The sequence below is a fragment of the Pseudophaeobacter sp. EL27 genome, assembly GCF_900313025.1.
GTDB lineage: Bacteria > Pseudomonadota > Alphaproteobacteria > Rhodobacterales > Rhodobacteraceae > Pseudophaeobacter.
In genome coordinates, this window is record NZ_OMPQ01000013.1 from 88,194 (window position 1) to 104,496 (window position 16,303).

The 16,303-nt window shown below is 57.8% G+C and carries 18 protein-coding genes; 6 read left to right on the plus strand and 12 right to left on the minus strand.

The features are described from left to right. The first annotated feature begins 150 nt into the window (after window positions 1-150). Window positions 151-765 (plus strand): TetR family transcriptional regulator C-terminal domain-containing protein, encoded by a 615-nt coding sequence (locus ED661_RS15555; protein ID WP_122075452.1) that lies wholly within the window; start codon window positions 151-153, stop codon window positions 763-765. A gap of 121 nt (window positions 766-886) precedes the next feature. Here ED661_RS15555 and preA read toward each other — a convergent pair whose 3' ends face one another. The 8 genes from preA to ED661_RS15595 form a co-directional block, all read right to left on the minus strand. After that, window positions 887-2,191: an NAD-dependent dihydropyrimidine dehydrogenase subunit PreA gene (gene preA, locus ED661_RS15560; RefSeq protein WP_122074847.1), complete on the minus strand. Its 1,305-nt coding sequence runs from the start codon at window positions 2,189-2,191 to the stop codon at window positions 887-889. A gap of 58 nt (window positions 2,192-2,249) precedes the next feature. Continuing rightward, entirely contained in the window at window positions 2,250-3,584 is a 1,335-nt protein-coding gene (locus ED661_RS15565; RefSeq protein WP_122074848.1) for an NAD(P)-dependent oxidoreductase, read from the minus strand. Between the two features lie 353 nt (window positions 3,585-3,937). Beyond that, window positions 3,938-4,336 carry a RidA family protein gene (locus ED661_RS15570; RefSeq protein ID WP_122074849.1) on the minus strand — a complete coding sequence of 133 codons (399 nt, stop codon included), beginning with the start codon at window positions 4,334-4,336 and terminating at the stop codon, window positions 3,938-3,940. A 174-nt stretch (window positions 4,337-4,510) separates the two neighbouring features. Then, window positions 4,511-5,566 (minus strand): ferredoxin--NADP reductase, encoded by a 1,056-nt coding sequence (locus tag ED661_RS15575; RefSeq protein ID WP_122074850.1) that lies wholly within the window; start codon window positions 5,564-5,566, stop codon window positions 4,511-4,513. Then, window positions 5,559-6,734 (minus strand): aromatic ring-hydroxylating dioxygenase subunit alpha, encoded by a 1,176-nt coding sequence (locus ED661_RS15580; protein WP_122074851.1) that lies wholly within the window; start codon window positions 6,732-6,734, stop codon window positions 5,559-5,561. The genes ED661_RS15575 and ED661_RS15580 overlap by 8 nt, the downstream gene beginning before the upstream one ends. Window positions 6,735-6,745: 11 nt before the next feature. Beyond that, window positions 6,746-7,009, minus strand: a complete 264-nt coding sequence (locus ED661_RS15585) for a hypothetical protein (protein WP_122074852.1) — start codon at window positions 7,007-7,009, stop codon at window positions 6,746-6,748. Window positions 7,010-7,014: 5 nt separating this feature from the next. Further along, window positions 7,015-7,614 carry a TetR/AcrR family transcriptional regulator gene (locus ED661_RS15590; RefSeq protein ID WP_122074853.1) on the minus strand — a complete coding sequence of 200 codons (600 nt, stop codon included), beginning with the start codon at window positions 7,612-7,614 and terminating at the stop codon, window positions 7,015-7,017. Window positions 7,615-7,809: 195 nt separating this feature from the next. After that, a complete protein-coding gene (locus ED661_RS15595; RefSeq protein ID WP_122074854.1) occupies window positions 7,810-8,073 on the minus strand; it encodes a DUF2312 domain-containing protein in 264 nt (87 codons plus the stop codon). A gap of 277 nt (window positions 8,074-8,350) precedes the next feature. Here ED661_RS15595 and ED661_RS15600 point away from each other — a divergent pair, with 277 nt between their 5' ends. Further along, window positions 8,351-8,569: a hypothetical protein gene (locus tag ED661_RS15600; RefSeq protein ID WP_122074855.1), complete on the plus strand. Its 219-nt coding sequence runs from the start codon at window positions 8,351-8,353 to the stop codon at window positions 8,567-8,569. Between the two features lie 97 nt (window positions 8,570-8,666). Here the strand turns inward: ED661_RS15600 and ED661_RS15605 are convergent, their stop codons facing one another. After that, entirely contained in the window at window positions 8,667-8,879 is a 213-nt protein-coding gene (locus ED661_RS15605; RefSeq protein WP_122074856.1) for a hypothetical protein, read from the minus strand. A 358-nt stretch (window positions 8,880-9,237) separates the two neighbouring features. Here ED661_RS15605 and ED661_RS15610 point away from each other — a divergent pair, with 358 nt between their 5' ends. From ED661_RS15610 to ED661_RS15625, 4 genes are all read left to right on the plus strand, one after another. Continuing rightward, on the plus strand, window positions 9,238-10,101 hold the full coding sequence (locus ED661_RS15610; protein ID WP_122074857.1) for an MBL fold metallo-hydrolase: 864 nt from the start codon (window positions 9,238-9,240) through the stop codon (window positions 10,099-10,101). Window positions 10,102-10,271: 170 nt separating this feature from the next. Next, window positions 10,272-10,700 (plus strand): YeeE/YedE family protein, encoded by a 429-nt coding sequence (locus ED661_RS15615; RefSeq protein WP_122074858.1) that lies wholly within the window; start codon window positions 10,272-10,274, stop codon window positions 10,698-10,700. Further along, complete coding sequence (locus ED661_RS15620; protein WP_122074859.1) at window positions 10,700-11,134, plus strand: DUF6691 family protein; 435 nt, start codon at window positions 10,700-10,702, stop codon at window positions 11,132-11,134. Before ED661_RS15615 ends, ED661_RS15620 begins: the two co-directional genes overlap by 1 nt. A 10-nt stretch (window positions 11,135-11,144) precedes the next feature. Beyond that, the gene (locus tag ED661_RS15625; RefSeq protein WP_122074860.1) at window positions 11,145-11,573 is read left to right on the plus strand and encodes a TIGR01244 family sulfur transferase; all 429 of its coding nucleotides are present in this window, start codon (window positions 11,145-11,147) and stop codon (window positions 11,571-11,573) included. A 266-nt stretch (window positions 11,574-11,839) separates the two neighbouring features. Here the strand turns inward: ED661_RS15625 and ED661_RS15630 are convergent, their stop codons facing one another. The 3 genes from ED661_RS15630 to ED661_RS15640 all read right to left on the minus strand — a co-directional run bounded on the left by ED661_RS15630 (window position 11,840) and on the right by ED661_RS15640 (window position 16,289). Then, a complete protein-coding gene (locus tag ED661_RS15630; protein WP_122074861.1) occupies window positions 11,840-13,204 on the minus strand; it encodes a FliM/FliN family flagellar motor C-terminal domain-containing protein in 1,365 nt (454 codons plus the stop codon). Window positions 13,205-13,272: 68 nt separating this feature from the next. Then, a complete protein-coding gene (locus ED661_RS15635; RefSeq protein ID WP_122074862.1) occupies window positions 13,273-15,966 on the minus strand; it encodes a sensor histidine kinase in 2,694 nt (897 codons plus the stop codon). Continuing rightward, window positions 15,966-16,289, minus strand: coding sequence for a hypothetical protein (locus ED661_RS15640; protein ID WP_122074863.1), 324 nt, complete (start codon window positions 16,287-16,289; stop codon window positions 15,966-15,968). The genes ED661_RS15635 and ED661_RS15640 overlap by 1 nt, the downstream gene beginning before the upstream one ends. Window positions 16,290-16,303 lie beyond the last annotated feature (14 nt).

Here is a 16,303-nt window from a genome sequence, read left to right on the forward strand (position 1 = left end):
CCAACTGGTCAAACTCACGCTATCACGGAGACAGCACCAGTCAAGAAATTGAGTCATTTTGACTTTGAATTCCCCATGAAAAATGGGGCAAATGCGCAAATTGCGGGCGCTCTTACCCGCATAACGGACGTGAAGGATCGCTTATCCACAATGCCCAAGGACCGATCACCTACCCGCATCCAGAAAAAGAATCGCGCCGCCATCCTGGAGGCCGCGCTCGAGGTCTTTTCAGCGCATGGATTTCGCGGCGCCACGGTGGATCAGATCGCCAGCCAGGCCGGGTTGTCGAAGCCAAATCTGCTGTATTATTTCCCCTCCAAGGAGGCGATGTTCACCGCGCTTTTGTCCGAGTTGCTGGACACCTGGCTCGACCCAATGCGGGAGATCAACGCGGAGGGCGATCCGCTGGAAGAGATCCTCGCCTATGTGCAGCGCAAGCTTCAGATGAGCCGGGATTTCCCACGTGAAAGTCGGCTGTTTGCCAATGAGATCGTTCAAGGCGCGCCGCGGATGCTGGAGGCATTATCGACGGATCTGCGGGATCTTCTGGAAGAAAAATCTGCCGTGCTCGAAGGATGGATGGCAGATGGCAAGATCAACCAGACCCATCCCAAACATCTGATGTTTTCGATCTGGGCACTGACCCAGCATTATGCGGATTTTGATGTTCAGGTGCGGATGCTCATGGGGCAGGAAGATCCCTTTAACGCAGCCCCTGAATTCCTGGAAACCTTTTATCGCCGGATGCTTACGCCGATAAGTTAAGGATAATTAACCATTTTCAGGCCGTAAAGACTTCTAGCGGCCAGATTGGTTGAGAATTGAAAAAGGGCAGCGCCGAGGCGCTGCCCTTTTTGTTTCAAATCAGCTCATTAAGATCTGAGGCTCATTCTGCCGCAGTGGCTGATGGGTTGTTGGGATGGGTCGTCCAATTGGCATATTCATCAGAGACCACCTTGCCGGTGCGCTCATCAATCTGGCCAGCCGGAACCTCTTCCATGGTGATGCAGCCTTCAATCGGGCAGACATTCACGCAGAGATTACAAGCAACGCATTCATCATCCTTAACGGTGAAAACACGATCGGCGCTCATCTCGATAGCCTGGTGCGAGGTGTCTTCGCAGGCGGCAAAGCAACGACCACAGCTGATGCAGTCTTCCTGGTTGATCTTCGCCTTGGCGATAAAGTTCAGATCCAGATACTGCCAGTCGGTCACATTCGGAACAGCCATGCCGATGAAGTCCTGGGTCGAGGTATAGCCCTTTTCATCCATCCAGTTGGACAGGCCGGAAATCATCTCTTTCACCACGTTGAACCCATAGGTCATCGCGGCGGTGCAGACCTGCACATTACCCGCGCCAAGCGCCATGAATTCTGCGGCATCCTTCCAGGTGGTAACACCACCAATGGCAGAGATCGGCAGATCATGTGTTTCGGGGCAGCGGGCGATTTCGGCAACCATGTTCATGGCAATCGGTTTTACCGCCGGGCCACAATAGCCACCATGTGTCCCTTTGCCTCCAACGGTTGGCTCTGGCGCCATCTGGTCCAGATCCACGGAGACAATGGAGTTGATGGTATTGATCAGGCTGACCGCGTCACCGCCACCATTTTTGGCCGCGCGTGCTGGGAAACGCACATCGGTGATGTTTGGCGTCAGCTTCACGATCACTGGCTTGGAATAGTATTTCTTGCACCATTCGGTGACCATCTGAATGTACTCGGGCACCTGGCCCACGGCCGCGCCCATACCGCGCTCTGCCATGCCATGGGGGCAGCCAAAGTTCAGCTCGATACCGTCGGCACCAGTGGCCTCAACCTTGGGCAGGATCGCCTTCCAGGCTTCCTCCTCGCAGGGCACCATGATCGAGACGATCACGGCGCGATCCGGATAGTCCTTCTTGACGCGGGTAATTTCCTCGAGATTGATCTCCAGCGAGCGATCAGTGATCAGCTCGATGTTGTTCAGCCCCAAAAGGCGACGATCAGCACCAAAGATCGCGCCATAGCGCGGACCATTGACGTTGACCACGGGGGGACCTTCAGAGCCGAGGGTCTTCCAGACCACCCCGCCCCAGCCGGCCTCGAAGGCACGGCGTACGTTATATTCTTTGTCCGTCGGTGGCGCCGAGGCCAGCCAGAACGGGTTTGGGGATTTAATACCCAGAAATTCTGTTGTCAGATCAGCCATTTGTCTGTTCCTTTTCATGCTCGCTTGGGGCTCTCGACCAGCAAGAGCCCCGGCTTGCTCAGCCCATCAGGCTCGCGTGAATATCCATTGCGGCGTCGCGGCCCTCGGCCACGGCGGTCACGGTGAGGTCTTCGCCACCCGAGGCACAATCGCCCCCGGCCCAGACATTCGCCACCGAGGTGCGCCCTGTGGCGTCCACCATGATCTTGCCCCCCTCCAGCTCAACCGCATCGGGCTGGCCTTCCAGGCTTTGACCAATGGCCTTGTAGACCTGCTCTGCCGCCAGGCGAATTGTCTCGCCGGTGCCACTCACGCGACCATCTTCTACTTTGGTATATTCCAGCTCGATTTCCGCAGCAGCGCCATCACCGTGAATTGCCTTGGGCATCACGTTGAACATCAAGGTCACACCTTTGGAGGCCGCGAGGTCCTGTTCAAACCGGCTGGCGCCCATTGCATCGCGGTCACGACGATAGGCGATTGTGACGTTTTCAGCCCCCAGAAGTTTGGACTGCACAGCGGCATCCACCGCCGTCATGCCACCACCGATCACCACAACATTGCGGCCCACTGGCAGTGCGCTCAGATCTTCCGCCTGGCGCAGCTCTTCAATGAAGTTCACGGCATCGCGCACACCATCCATGTCTTCGCCTGCAGCACGCAGGGCGTTCACCCCGGCCAGACCAATTGACAGGAAAACCGCGTCATAATCAGATTTCAACCCGTCCAGCGACAGTTCCGCATCCAGCTTCTTGCCGTAATCCATGGTGATACCACCAATTTTCAGCAGCCAGTCCACTTCGCGGGCGGCAAAGTTTTCGGTGGATTTATAGGCCGCGATACCAAACTCATTCAGACCACCGGCCTTTGCCTTGGCATCATAGACCACAACATCATGGCCCAACATCGCCAGACGATGCGCCGCCGACAGTCCAGCAGGACCGGCGCCAACAACGGCAACCTTTTTGCCAGTGCTTGCCGCACGGCTATAGGGGTGCACGTCCTTTTCCATCAGCGTATCAGTGGCGAAGCGCTGCAGACGGCCAATCTCGACCGGCTTGCCTTCGGCGGCTTCGCGGACGCAGGCCTCTTCGCAAAGTGTTTCTGTTGGACAGACCCGTGCGCACATGCCGCCCAGGATGTTCTGGTCCAGAATGGTCTTGGCCGCAGAGGATGGATGGCCTGCCTGAATCTCGCGGATGAACTGCGGGATGTCGATACTGGTGGGACATGCGGTCATGCAGGGCGCATCATAGCAAAAATAGCAACGATCCGCGGCCACAGCGGCCTCATGTGCGTCATAAGCGGGGTGCAGATCCCCAAAGTTGTCGGCGATATCCGCAGCGGCCAATCGCCCTGCCTGAATGCCTGATGCCTGATGGCTACTCGCCATTGGGTGTCTCCCTGACTGTGTTCTTCTTCGACTCAAAGAGTGCCACAGTTTGATTTTTTATCAACTGGTAAAATTTTGAAAGCTGCAAATTTCTACGTTAAACCAACAAAATTGTCGCTTAAGACCCTGAAAATACTCAAATGTTGCCAATGCCTATTTCTCAGGCATTTCCTGTTGCAAATTGAAAACCCGCGTTTTGACAGGGAAACAGGTTTCATTTTGAAACGCCGCACCGCAGAAATTTCAGACACATCAGCCCCAATGCACGCCCCGCGCCCCACGGTCTGAGCAAACAAAAAGGCCGGAGATCTGCTCCGGCCTGCTGATAGGGTTTTGTTCCAGGGGTCCCAGGATTAGCTGGGCAAGACAGCTGTTGCTTCGATCTCGACCTTGGCCTCATCTTCGACGAGCGCAGAAACAACAACCATGGTCATGGCGGGAAAGTGGTAGCCCATGACGGCCCGATAGGCCGCTCCGACCTCGCCCTGATGCGCCAGGTATTCAGCCTTGTCTGTCACGTACCAGGTCAGACGGGTGATATCGCTGGCCTGCCCGCCTGCGGTCTCAACCACGTCCAGAATATTGCGCAGCACCTGACTCATCTGGCCGATAAAGCCATGTTCTTCAAAAACCTGGTCCGCATTCCACCCGATCTGTCCGCCAACAAACAACAGCTTGCCCTCGGCAACCATACCGTTGGCATAGCCCTTGGCCGGCTTCCATCCTTCGGGATGTACAGAAATGGCAGGCATAGGGCTCTCCTCTTGATCACTTGCTATCTACAAACAGGTTGTTTTTTCAGCTGTTGTCGTAATATCAGGCAGAGGCAATATATTTCAAGCTTAAAATTTATAACCCTGAAGCAAATTTGACCCAATCCGCAGTCTACCTGTGTTTCAGTCAAGCAATGGGACCGGGTCTCGACATCAGGATCTAAAATCCACTTCCAGCCATTCTGTCTGCGCAACACTTTGACAGCTCAGGATCTCTCCCTTGCCGATATCGCTGTCCTCCAGAGCCATCCGGTTGCGCATATGCACCGTGCCATCGCTGATACGGGCCCGACAGGCGCCACAGACACCGGATTGGCAGCTAAAGGGAACTGACAACCCATTGGAGCGGATCGCCGCAAGCAGGGTCTGACCTTCCTCCACAGGGATGTCATGAGACCCGCTGGGCAAATGGAGCCGCAGAGTTGCCGCACATCCCGTCACGCTACTATCCAGCTCCTGGGCACCGCCAAAGCTCTCCATGTGGATCCGGTTGGCAGGCACATCCACCCCCATCAGGGCTGACTTTACGTCCCCGTTCATCGCGCCGGGCCCACAGATCCAGTACTGCACATCCTGCGCCACGGGTGGCGTTTCGCCAATGGCAGCCCTGACCGCGTCAGCATCCAGGCGGCCACTGCGCCAAAGCGAAAACCAACTCAGCAGTTTTGGTGCAGACAGGGTGTGACGCAGGGAAAACCGGTCAGGGTGCAGCGCCGCCAATTGATCCAACTCTTCGCGAAACAGGATCTCGTCAGCAGAACGATTACCAAAGATCAGATGCGCCACGGAATGGGGTTCATCGCTCAGAACGGCGTGGATCATGGCAAACAGAGGCGTGATGCCACTGCCCGCGCCAAAGAAGTAATGAGTGCGCCGGGCGGGCCGGTCAGGCGCCAAAACAAAACGACCAAAAGGCAGTGCCACCTCGATCTGATCCCCCGGTGAAAGCGCCGTGGCGATATGGTTGGAGACCAACCCGCCCTTCTCACGCTTCACCGTAATACGCAGGGGCGCACCGGGCGGGTTTGACACCGTATAGCTGCGCCGCTGCTCCGCTCCGTTCAGATCAAACCGCAGAGTGACATGCTGCCCCGCCTCCCAAGAGAAACTCTCACTCGCCCCGGCAGGAAGATCAAAGGTGACGCTGGTGGCTGCTCCGCCGATTTCTGGGCGCAGTTCTTTGATCGTCAGTCTGTGAAATTCAAACATTGTCAGCTGTCGCTTTTGCCTGAAGCGCCATAAAGTCCAGAACCGCCTGCTGGTGGTGTGTGATCGGGCTTTCGCCGACCGCCGCAGGTCCAATCTCCAGATAGGGGCTGGTGAGCGATTTCTGCTGCTGTTCGCAGGCGTAGATATCTTCCGAGGTAAAATCGCCCGAAGCCATCGGATCCTCTTCGCCCGCAGCATCCTCACCGCTGTATTTGGGACCACCAAACCCCTGCCAGAACCCGGCGCTGCGCCATTCCTGCTTGGTGAATTCCCAAGCCGAGACATCAGCGAGCTTGGTGCGGTTTTCAATCCGCGTCAGATCAGGCCCGAGGGGGGTGATTACAAAGATATTCCAGCTGTCCTCGCTGGCCCCCAGACCGATGCCGGGAAACAGCATCGGCACCCAGGCGCCCACATGAGGTTCGGGGATCACCCGCGGGCTGGGCAGGTTCTTTTCCAGCTCTTTTGCGTAATCCGGCGCCGGGGGTTCCCAGAAATGATAATGTGGTCCTTTCCAGCCATATTCAGCCCGGGCGTGATCATACATATGCAGCGTGTTGGAATGCAGATGGCTCAGGTGGTAGACGTCGATGTAGTTCTCGACCACGATCTTCCAGTTGGCCTTGATCTCGTAGCTGCGCCGCGCCTCGGGGTATTCGACCAGTTCCGCTGGATTATGCGGCCCCAACAGCGGCTCCACCTCGCCAAACCACTCCGCCAAGGTCGGCGCGTCCGCGTCCGGGTGCACAAAGAGCATGCCGCGCCAGATATCAACACTGGCAGGTTTCAGCCCCAGGCAGCCCTTATCCAGACCGCCGGGGTATTCGCTCTCCTCATCCGGCACCGAGATCAGGTTACCTTCCAGATCATAGGTCCAGTCATGATAGGGGCAGGTCAGCGCCTTTTGCGTTTTGCCAACCGCGCGGATCAACTGGGTGCCGCGATGGCGGCAGATATTGTGAAAGGCCCGCAGGCGATGATCACGTCCCATGACGATAAAGATATTGTTCAACCCGGCCTGAACCGACAGGTAGTGCCCCGGCTCGGGCAGATCCTCACGCAATCCGGCATAGCGCCAGCTGCGCGAGAAGATGAGCTGCTGTTCGCGGTCAAACCACTCTTGCGAGGTATATGCCTCAACAGGCAGACGGTGGTACATCTTGGTCATCTTGTCACCTTTCACAGCAGCCAGGCAGCATATTGTGGAAACAGGCTCACGGCGACCATCATCAGGCCAAACAAGGCCCAGAGGGTCACCACAGCCCAGAACAGAATTGGGTCTTTGGAACGTTCGACATCAAAAACCAGCGCGGTCTGCCCTGCCATGACCGAGGGCACGATCCACCATAGAAACAACAGCCCCCAGAGCCAGTAGACCTGCAAGACGGCCGCCAGCAAAAGCACAGGCAAAGCCAGATAGTTCATCACACGCATCTTACTCATCTAGCTTACTCCGGGCTGAGGTCTTGGGTCAGGCTTGCAGCCAGGATCATGGCTGATTGCTTCATCTCTGCGCGCCAGTTTTTGGGCGGCTTCAGAGGCGAGATTGAATCGAGGGTCACATAGGGCGCCACAATCCCCTGCGTGACGGCCCGAATGCGCCCTACCCTTGCCTCCGGGGCCACACGGCGCAGGGTCGCCTCCACCGCATCGATAAACCGCGCCAGACTATCCAGCAGCGGGTCGCGCATGTCGGGATAATCGGCAACCGCGACGATCAGGGCCTGCCAGGCCAGCATAAGGCGTGGATCGCTTGTCGGATCATCGCGGTAAAGCAGCTCCACCAGCCCCGCAGCGGTCTCCACCGCACCAAACTCTGCCTGCATAAACCCGGTGAGAGCGGCATATTCCGCCACCACATGCGCAGCCAAGGCTGCAGTCATCTCTTCCTTGTTGCCCAGATAGTGACGCAGCAAAGGGCGTTTGACACCTGCCTCTTTAGCGATGCGCTCCTGGGTCGCCCCGTCCAGCCCGTAACGGGCGACACAGGTCAAATAGGCGTCCAGAATTTGCTCTGACCTTTGGTCCTTCAAACTGGGGCGTGACATGGCGACTCCGTTTATTGTCATTTCTGACAAATAACCTCTGTGAGTTTTTTGTCAAGAATGACAATTAATGCACTCAAGACCTCTCACGCCCAATAGCCGCAAAGCAAAAAGCCCTGTCTCAGATCATGAAACAGGGCTCCAAATTTCTTGTGGCACTGGCGAGCCAGCGCTGATCAGCAAAGCATGTGCTTGGCCTTAGGTCATTCCCAGGGCTTCTTTGTACATCTCAAGCACCGCTTCTTCTTCGGCGATATCGTCTTTGTCCCGTTTGCGGAGCCTGATAATGGTGCGCACCACCTTTACGTCGTAGCCGCGTCCTTTGAGTTCCGCAAAGACCTCTTTTTGCTGCTCGGCGATGTCCGCCTTTTCCTGATCAAGCCGCTCAATACGCTCGACGAACTGGCGCAGTTCTCCTGCGGTTACTTTGTAGGAGTCGCTCGCTTCTTCATGGTCTGTCATGGATGCCTCATTTTACTGCTGTCATGAGATAGGGATTGGGGAAAGGGGATAGCGACAGAGCGCCCCTATCGCAAGACAGGAAACGGTCAGATGCGGTTTCTCGCCCCTCCCCGGGTCGACCTGAAGCAGGTCAGCCCGCACAAAAGACAAACAAGTCCAACTTCGGACACATGCCGCCCGCCCCGCTCCGGATCTCAACTCCCAATGGGCATCGCCTTGTGTCTAAGCTGTCAATCCGCTAATCGCACAGCTGTGCAAATGATGCAGGAGCCGCGCCATGTTTGAAATCCTCGTCTGGGCCGGAGCCGCCCTGTCGATCGCCGGTCTGATTGGCCTGATGGGCTGCATTGTGCATGTTGTCCGGGCACGTGGCAAAAACCTGAGCGACGAGGAGTTGCGCGCGGTGGTTCAGAAGGTGCTGCCCTTCAATCTCGGCGCCCTGTTTCTCTCTGTCATAGGCCTGATGCTGGTCATGGTGGGGATCTTCCTGGGCTAACAAAAACCCAGGTCAGCCAAAAACCTATCGGCAGCACTGCTTGCATCCAACCAGCGCTAGCCGCAGCCTATCCTAATTGAGGGTCAGCTCGACGGGTTTAGACCGGCATATTGTCGAACTGGCTTTCAGTTTCTTCATCAGACAGCTCTACATCCAATTGGTGCAAGCGGCGCGGAATGGTGATCCCTTCGATTCGCAATTCACTCAGCAGATGCAAAAACGCAGGACGCAGGGCCAGCCGCGCCTCTGCGGGTTCCTGGCGAATTTTCTCAGCCAGTGTTTCGGCCTTGTTCAACAGCGCGCTGGTCATGATATTTCATCTCCTCCAATACTCTTCTGCCCCGCTTAGCTATCTGCCCCTGCGCGTCTCACGTGCCGGGAACCGCTTGAATCCAGGGGTTGAGGGCACTGTAGCCAAGGCGGGAACCAAAAATGCGGAAATCATCGTAAAACTCGACAACTCTCCCTCAACATCATCAGCCTACATCTCTGACGGGTCGGGGTCCTTGAGACAGGTCAAAACCTGAGACAATTCAGGCTCTCCACCCCTTCCCAAGACCCTGGCCAAAAAGTTTCTTTGCATTAATCTCTGCTCAAAGCTACCGCAGCACTTGAAACATATTCCTTATTTTGTATATATCTATTGAAACGAAAGGGAGTGCCCACCGATGAACCCCACCGTCAAAGCCTTTTTCGACGAGGCCACCAACACTGTCTCCTATGTTCTACAGGACCCCGAAGGGTCAGCCTGTGCTGTGGTGGATTCCGTCTTGGATTTTGATCACGCCTCGGGGCGCACTGATACCAGCTCGGCTGATAAGATCATCGCCTGGATCAAAGCAGAAGGTCTGAGTTGTGAATGGGTTCTGGAGAGCCATGTGCACGCCGATCACCTCTCCGCAGCCCCCTATCTACAGGAGCATCTGGGCGGCAAGATCGGCATTGGCGCCAATATCACGGTGATTCAGGATACCTTTGGTAAGGTCTTTAATGAGGGCACCGCATTTCAGCGCGATGGCAGCCAGTTTGACGCCCTGTTTGAAGAGGGCGACAGCTTTATGATTGGCCAACTGCGCGGTGACGTGCTGCATACGCCGGGCCATACCCCTGCTTGCCTGACCTATGTGGTGGGTGATGCGGCCTTTGTTGGCGATACGCTATTCATGCCTGATTTTGGCACTGCCCGCTGCGATTTCCCTGGTGGTTCTTCTTCGGAACTGTACCAGTCGATCCAGAAGATTCTGGCCCTGCCCGATCAGACACGCATCTTTGTTGGTCATGACTACAAGGCACCTGGACGCGATGACTACGCCTGGGAGACCACGGTTGGCGAGCAACGGGCGCTGAACGTGCATATTGGCGAGGGGCGCCCGCTGGAGGAGTTCACCGCCATGCGCGATGCCCGCGATGCCACCTTGGCAATGCCGCGACTGATCCTGCCGTCGCTGCAGGTCAATATGCGTGCAGGCCAGATGCCGGAGCCGGATGATCAGGGCGATGTCTTCCTAAAACTGCCGATCAACAAGATCTGAGCCCCCACCGAAGTAGCTCAGGCGACCAAAGGATGGGCCGCCTGCCCCATTGGTCCAACCGTGGTGTTTACTGACGCCTCGCGGAATAGCCCTCGCACGCGGGGCTGCTTGGCTCTGGCGCCAATGGCCCCTCACCACTCGATACCCAAGTCAAAATAGGAACGCGCAAAATGGAAACGGATTGGATCTGGGGGCTCGTCGGAGGCGGCCTTATTGGATTGGGAGGCGCTGTCTTCCTGCTCGGCAATGGCCGCATCATGGGGGCCAGCGGCATCCTGGGTGGCCTGGTTGATGGCAGCGGCCGCAGCAACATGGCAGAGCGCCTGGTCTTTTTGGTTGGAGTGCTGGTCACACCATTGCTGCTTTTGCCCCTCTATGAGCGGGGTGTGGACACCCATTTGACCAGCAATATCGCGGTGATCGTCGTCGCAGGCCTGCTGGTTGGTATTGGCACCCGAATTGCCAATGGCTGCACCTCTGGCCATGGCGTTTGCGGCATATCCCGCCTGTCTCTGCGCGGCATAGTTGCCACCGTATTCTATATCCTGGCCGGGGGGCTCACCATTGCCCTGTTCCGCCACATCCTGGGAGTGATCTGATGCAGCGTTTGTTTCTCTCCCTTCTCTCCGGCAGCCTGTTTGGGGCTGGGTTGTTTGTCTCCGGCATGACCGACACCACCAAGGTACAGGGCTGGCTGGATGTCTTTGGCAATTGGGATCCAACCCTGGCCTTTGTCATGGGGGGCGCCATTATTCCGATGTTTATCGCCTGGCGTCTGACAACGGGGCGTCGCCCCCTCGTCGGCGGAGACTTCCCAGATGCGCCACGTCCGGAAATGGATCACCGGCTGATCACCGGCTCGGTGCTGTTTGGCATGGGCTGGGGCCTGGCCGGGCTCTGCCCCGGACCGGCAATTGCCTCTCTCAGCTACAATGGCTCTGGAGGCCTGATCTTTATGGGAGCGATGCTTTTAGGCATGGGGGCTGCACCATTTTTTGGGCGGCAACTGGACGGGCTGGCAGCAAAGGTTTAAAGACCCAGACATGGATGCACGTGTGATCACCCCCCGCTACGCCGTCTCGCCGCAAATCTCGGCCGAAGACATGCCTGCCATTGTTGCTGACGGTTTCAAGACGGTGATTTGTAATCGCCCGGATGCCGAGGTTCCACCCAGCCATCAGGCCGCTGCCATTCGCGCCGCTGCTGAGGCCGCAGGGCTGGAGTTTCGCGAACTCCCCCTCACCCATCAGACAATGACGCCGGAAAATATCGCGCAACAGCGCGCCTATTATGAGGAATGCCCAGGTCCGGTTCTGGCCTATTGCGCCTCTGGCACCCGGTGTTCGGTGGTCTGGTCGCTGGGCGTTGCCTCCGAGATGAGCCCGGACGAGATCCTAAGCAAAACGAACGCTGCTGGCTATCAACTGGATGGCCTGCGCCCAGCTCTGGAAACGATTGCTGCCAGCTCATAAGCGGATAATCGTTCGCCTCGCAGCTAGTTCCTGCACATCAGAGCCTGAACTGTGGTGATTGATACTTTTAAACTCAGGCCCGGCCATTTTCTGGTCGGGCTTGATCTCTTTTGCGCTGACACTGCCCTACTCCATGAAACAACCACGGAGGAAAGCAAGCGCCCCAAATAGAGACACTCAAACAAAAAACGGCGCAATGCACCGTTTCGTCTTATCAAATTGGTTTTGATTGGGATTGCTTCAGAAAGCAGCGCGATCAAACAGCGTCACAGCCCTGATGCGGCATCCCCCTCCAGGCCTGCGAGTTTTGATATCTCTGCCGCCGCATCATCCGGGTTGAACTGGTCCATGCCGTCGCCTAACCCGCCAAAGTCTCCCATGGGGGCCGCAGCCAAATCACCACCCAGGTCACCGCCCAGATCGCCTAAGCCAGCGCCAAGATCTGCCCCCAGGTTAGCACCCAGGTCCATTCCCAGATCAGCTCCTAAACCAGCGCCAAGGTCACCGCCCAGCCCGGCGCCAAGATCGCCGCCCAATCCGGCTGGGTCATCCCCCATCCCGTCCAGGGCAAGCCCGCCTGCCGGTGCCCCAAAGCCCATTGGATCATCCAGTGGATCCTGCAGATCCTGCGCCGCAATCCCCAGATCCAGCGCTGCGGGTTCTTCGATCATCGGCAGGGAGGGCGGGGCGTCAGAGCCGATACTATCGGCAAAACCATCGCCCAGATGCGCCGGATCAGGCTGCGCCGCCCGGCCCGTGCTCAGCCGGACTGCGCGCGCGCCGTTCAACTGCCCAAGACGTCCCTTGGCAATGGAATGCCCGGTAATATCGAGCAAATCGGTTTCATACAAAAAGGCCTGATCCAGCGGCAGAACCTCGCCCACCTTCAGGGCAGAGAATTCGTTGAGAGGGACGCGAACCTTGCACAGAATCGCTGAGAGCTCGGCGCGCATGGCGCCCATGCCACCCGCCAGCGATGGGCCTGCCTTTGCCCCGCTCAAACCCAGCTCCTCCAGGGTAGGTTCCGGCAGGATCAGCTTTAGCTCCCCCTGCATCGCCCCAACAGCCAGATCCACAGTCAAAGAGATCAGCCGGTAATCTTCGGCCTCCATTCCCAGGACCAGCGACCGCACATTTTCGATCTGGGCGCCGTAGCGATAGCCAGAAAAGATCAGCTGGTCTCTTTCTCCCTGCAACAGCGCCTGCACCTTGGAAAAGGCCTTTTCCAGGAACTCAGCCGTCATGGCGGCATCGGTTGGTGTGTAGTTGCGCTCGGATGGAGCCTTGCCCATGATCTGACCAATGGTCTGTTTCTGGATCAGCGCTGTGACCAGCGCGGCATCCATGGTTGCTGCCCCAAGACGCCCGTTGGGGCCATCCAGAACCACAAGCAGATCCTTGTCCGACAGATCCTCGGTTAGGTCTTCGGGCGCACGATTGACCTGGCGCACCGCCAGAACAGCCAAAGGCAGATCGCATTGTTCCGAGGCCGCGCGAGCAAGCGACCGGCGCAAAGCTTTGAGCGTGAAAGACCCTTTTTGAGCCGCCCCCCCATCCTTTGACGCCGCAAGTTTGCGCGCGAGTCCACCAGACCCGCCGCTACCAGCTTGCTGTTTTTCCGCTTCAGACATCAGCCATCAACCTGCACGTTTTGCGCTCCCTTTTTAATTGTCTTAACGACCGTTCGTTACCAAGATCTTTAAAACGCAGTCTCAGAGAGAATTTTCCGCTCAAATGGCAGGGAAATTCTGAAACTGCCACCACTTTGTCCAGCGAGGTATGTGATGTCGCCCCCAAGGCGCTGCATAATCTCACGACAAATCGCCAGCCCAAGCCCGGCTCCCCCGGCGCGTTCAGGGCTAACACGAGAGAATTTCTCAAAAATTAACTGCTGATGATCTGCGGGCACACCGCTGCCATTATCGGTGAAATCAATCCAAACTTCGCCCAGGCTGCGGGTCACCCGAATGGTGAGTTCCGCCGGATCACCGTCGCAATACTTCTGCGCATTGGCAATCAGGTTGATAAAGACCTGCGCCAGCCGATCCAGATCTGATGAGATCCTTATCTCTTCGGTTTTGGGATCCCTGTGCACCTGAATGGGATGATCCGATCCCGCTAAGGCGGTAGAGACCGCATGGTCCATGACCTCGCGCAGGGTGCCTGCCGACATGTTCAAACTGACCTGGCCGCTTTCCAGCACGCTCAGATCCAGCAGATCATTCAACAACCGGGTCAAGCGCAGGGCCTCATCGTGGATGATGGTGGCATAGCGGGTCTTCTCTGACAGTGGCATATCGCCGTCATCGCGCAGGATCTCGGAGAAGGCCCGGATCGAGGTCATCGGGGTGCGCAGCTCATGGCTCACCTGACTGAGAAAGGCATCTTTTTGTTGGGAAATCTGGGTCAGCTTCTCATTTGAGACCCGCAGCTGCCGTGCCGTGCGTGACAGCTCTGCCGACTGCTCCTCCAGCTGGTTGGAATACTCCAGCATCTGCGCGGTTTCATCCGCCACCGCCAACAGATCCTGTACCGAAACCGAAGAGCCGCCAACAATCTGGCCGATCATCGCATGGGCCGCCGCCGCCCCGATGGAGGCACCCAGCTCACGCTCCAGCCGCTCCAGAAAAGCCGGGGTTGGCTCTGGCAGAGTGCCACGCCCCCCTTGTCGCGCCAACTCGCGTTGGAAAAATGCCTGGGCCTCAGTGGCGCCCAAAATTCGCTGCGACATCACCATCAGATCTTCGCTCTGCGCCACCGATCCGGTCCAGCCCCGCGGGCCAGAGGAATGTTCGAACACATTAACAAACTGCGCCCCCTGCAGTCGCTCAATCGGGCTGGGAAAGGTCATCAGCGAGACGACACAAAACGCCACGGCGTTGAGGCTCATCGACCAGAGCACCGCATGTACGGTTGAATCCAGGCCCTCAATACCAAACAGCGCCTGCGGGCGCAGCCAGGACAGGCCAAACAACCCCTCGGCGAGAATGTGATCCGGCAATAGCCCGCCGCCCAGAGCAGGCAGCAGCATGGTATAGACCCAAATGGCAAAGCCCACAGACAATCCGCTCAGGGCGCCGGTGCGGGTCGCCCCGCGCCAGAACAGCCCGCCCACAAGAGCCGGCAGCATTTGCGAAATACCGGCAAAGGAGATCAGCCCCACTGCAGCCAGGGCTGCCCCACCGCCGGAAAACTTGTAGTAAAAATACCCCAGCCCCAGAATGACAGCGATTGAAATCCGGCGGGCAAACAGTACGACATTGCGCACATCCCCCGAAACCGAAGCCCCCTCGCCGCCCTGCAAATGCAGCCAGATCGGCATCACTATATGGTTCGACACCATGGTTGACAGCGCCATGGCCGCCACGATCACCATCGAGGTGGCCGAGGAAAACCCGCCCAGGAAAGACAGCATCGCCAGCCCTTGCTGGCCCTGCGACAAAGGCACGGTCAGAACAAAGAGATCCGGGTTGGATCCGGGGGGCAGCAGCTCCAGCCCGATGGCGGCGATCGGCACCACAAACATGGAGATCAACAGCAGGTAGAGCGGAAAGGCCCAGGCCGCGACCCGCAGATGGCGCTCATCCTCGTTTTCCACCACCATGACCTGAAACATCCGGGGCAGACAAACAAAGGCCGCCGCCGACAAAAAGGTGATGGTGGCCCAGCGTCCGCCGTCGACCTTCCAGTCGCCAATCCGCGAGGCATCAATTCGCGCCAGGGTTTCACTCACGCCGTCCGACAGGCCCCAGACCACAAAGATCCCCACCGCAAGCAGCGCCAGCAGCTTGATCACCGCCTCCAGAGCGACAGCGGTGACCACGCCATGGTGTCGCTCATTTGCGTTGAGATTGCGGGTGCCAAACAGGATGGCAAAGATCGCCAACCCCGCCGTCACCCAGAACACCGTGGTGGTTTCGTGGTAGCTGCGCAGCGGATCGGCCTCGGCGAAGATCGCAAAAGACAGGGTAATGGACTGAAGTTGCAGCGAAATATAAGGGGTGATACCAATCACCGCCAATACTGTGACACCAATGGCCAGCGCATTGGATTTGCCATAGCGCGCCGACAGAAGGTCCGCGATAGAGGTGACGCGCTGGCTGCGCCCAACCCGAACCAGCTTGCGCAGCCCCCACCACCAGCCAATCATCACCAAAGTCGGCCCCAGGTAAATGGTAAGGAATTCCAGACCAGAGCGCGCCGCATAGCCCACCGCGCCGTAAAAGGTCCAGGCGGTACAATAGATCGACAGCGACAGCGTATAGATCAGCGGCGAGCGCATCCATCTGGCGCTTTGGCCCCGGGCGGCGCGACGATCCGCGACAAAAGCCACAAAGAACAACAGCGCCACATAGGCCAGACAGACCAGCGCCAACACATTGAGCGAGGCCATCAGCTCCGCTCGTCCTGCGGGCCGCCATCGGTCCAGTGCCCAGCCCAAAGCTGCACGGCCAGACCAAAGGCAAAGCTGAGGGCAATCAACCCGCCCCAGACCGCAAAGATATAGGTGATCGCAGCAGAGGTCGCCATGCCGGCCTGATTGCCGGGAGCGGGATAGGGATCCGGATTTGGCCACATCAGGGGCACCGTAAACAGCAGGGCACCCAGAATCGGCAGCAACCGGGCAATATCCATCAGGCGACGGCGGCGATAGGTGCGCCGCTCCACAAAGGGGCTGTTGGGCTCAGCCTGATGTCCGGCCCCGTCGCCGCGCATTTACAGCGCCCCCG

What these genes read in the sequence shown, in the direction of transcription:
- ED661_RS15555 (WP_122075452.1), top strand. Translation starts at nt 151, where the DNA reads ATGCCCAAGGACCGATCACCTACCCGCATCCAGAAAAAGAATCGCGCC.
- preA (WP_122074847.1), bottom strand. Translation starts at nt 2,191, where the DNA reads ATGGCTGATCTGACAACAGAATTTCTGGGTATTAAATCCCCAAACCCG.
- ED661_RS15565 (WP_122074848.1), bottom strand. Translation starts at nt 3,584, where the DNA reads ATGGCGAGTAGCCATCAGGCATCAGGCATTCAGGCAGGGCGATTGGCC.
- ED661_RS15570 (WP_122074849.1), bottom strand. Translation starts at nt 4,336, where the DNA reads ATGCCTGCCATTTCTGTACATCCCGAAGGATGGAAGCCGGCCAAGGGC.
- ED661_RS15575 (WP_122074850.1), bottom strand. Translation starts at nt 5,566, where the DNA reads ATGTTTGAATTTCACAGACTGACGATCAAAGAACTGCGCCCAGAAATC.
- ED661_RS15580 (WP_122074851.1), bottom strand. Translation starts at nt 6,734, where the DNA reads ATGACCAAGATGTACCACCGTCTGCCTGTTGAGGCATATACCTCGCAA.
- ED661_RS15585 (WP_122074852.1), bottom strand. Translation starts at nt 7,009, where the DNA reads ATGAGTAAGATGCGTGTGATGAACTATCTGGCTTTGCCTGTGCTTTTG.
- ED661_RS15590 (WP_122074853.1), bottom strand. Translation starts at nt 7,614, where the DNA reads ATGTCACGCCCCAGTTTGAAGGACCAAAGGTCAGAGCAAATTCTGGAC.
- ED661_RS15595 (WP_122074854.1), bottom strand. Translation starts at nt 8,073, where the DNA reads ATGACAGACCATGAAGAAGCGAGCGACTCCTACAAAGTAACCGCAGGA.
- ED661_RS15600 (WP_122074855.1), top strand. Translation starts at nt 8,351, where the DNA reads ATGTTTGAAATCCTCGTCTGGGCCGGAGCCGCCCTGTCGATCGCCGGT.
- ED661_RS15605 (WP_122074856.1), bottom strand. Translation starts at nt 8,879, where the DNA reads ATGACCAGCGCGCTGTTGAACAAGGCCGAAACACTGGCTGAGAAAATT.
- ED661_RS15610 (WP_122074857.1), top strand. Translation starts at nt 9,238, where the DNA reads ATGAACCCCACCGTCAAAGCCTTTTTCGACGAGGCCACCAACACTGTC.
- ED661_RS15615 (WP_122074858.1), top strand. Translation starts at nt 10,272, where the DNA reads ATGGAAACGGATTGGATCTGGGGGCTCGTCGGAGGCGGCCTTATTGGA.
- ED661_RS15620 (WP_122074859.1), top strand. Translation starts at nt 10,700, where the DNA reads ATGCAGCGTTTGTTTCTCTCCCTTCTCTCCGGCAGCCTGTTTGGGGCT.
- ED661_RS15625 (WP_122074860.1), top strand. Translation starts at nt 11,145, where the DNA reads ATGGATGCACGTGTGATCACCCCCCGCTACGCCGTCTCGCCGCAAATC.
- ED661_RS15630 (WP_122074861.1), bottom strand. Translation starts at nt 13,204, where the DNA reads ATGTCTGAAGCGGAAAAACAGCAAGCTGGTAGCGGCGGGTCTGGTGGA.
- ED661_RS15635 (WP_122074862.1), bottom strand. Translation starts at nt 15,966, where the DNA reads ATGGCCTCGCTCAATGTGTTGGCGCTGGTCTGTCTGGCCTATGTGGCG.
- ED661_RS15640 (WP_122074863.1), bottom strand. Translation starts at nt 16,289, where the DNA reads ATGCGCGGCGACGGGGCCGGACATCAGGCTGAGCCCAACAGCCCCTTT.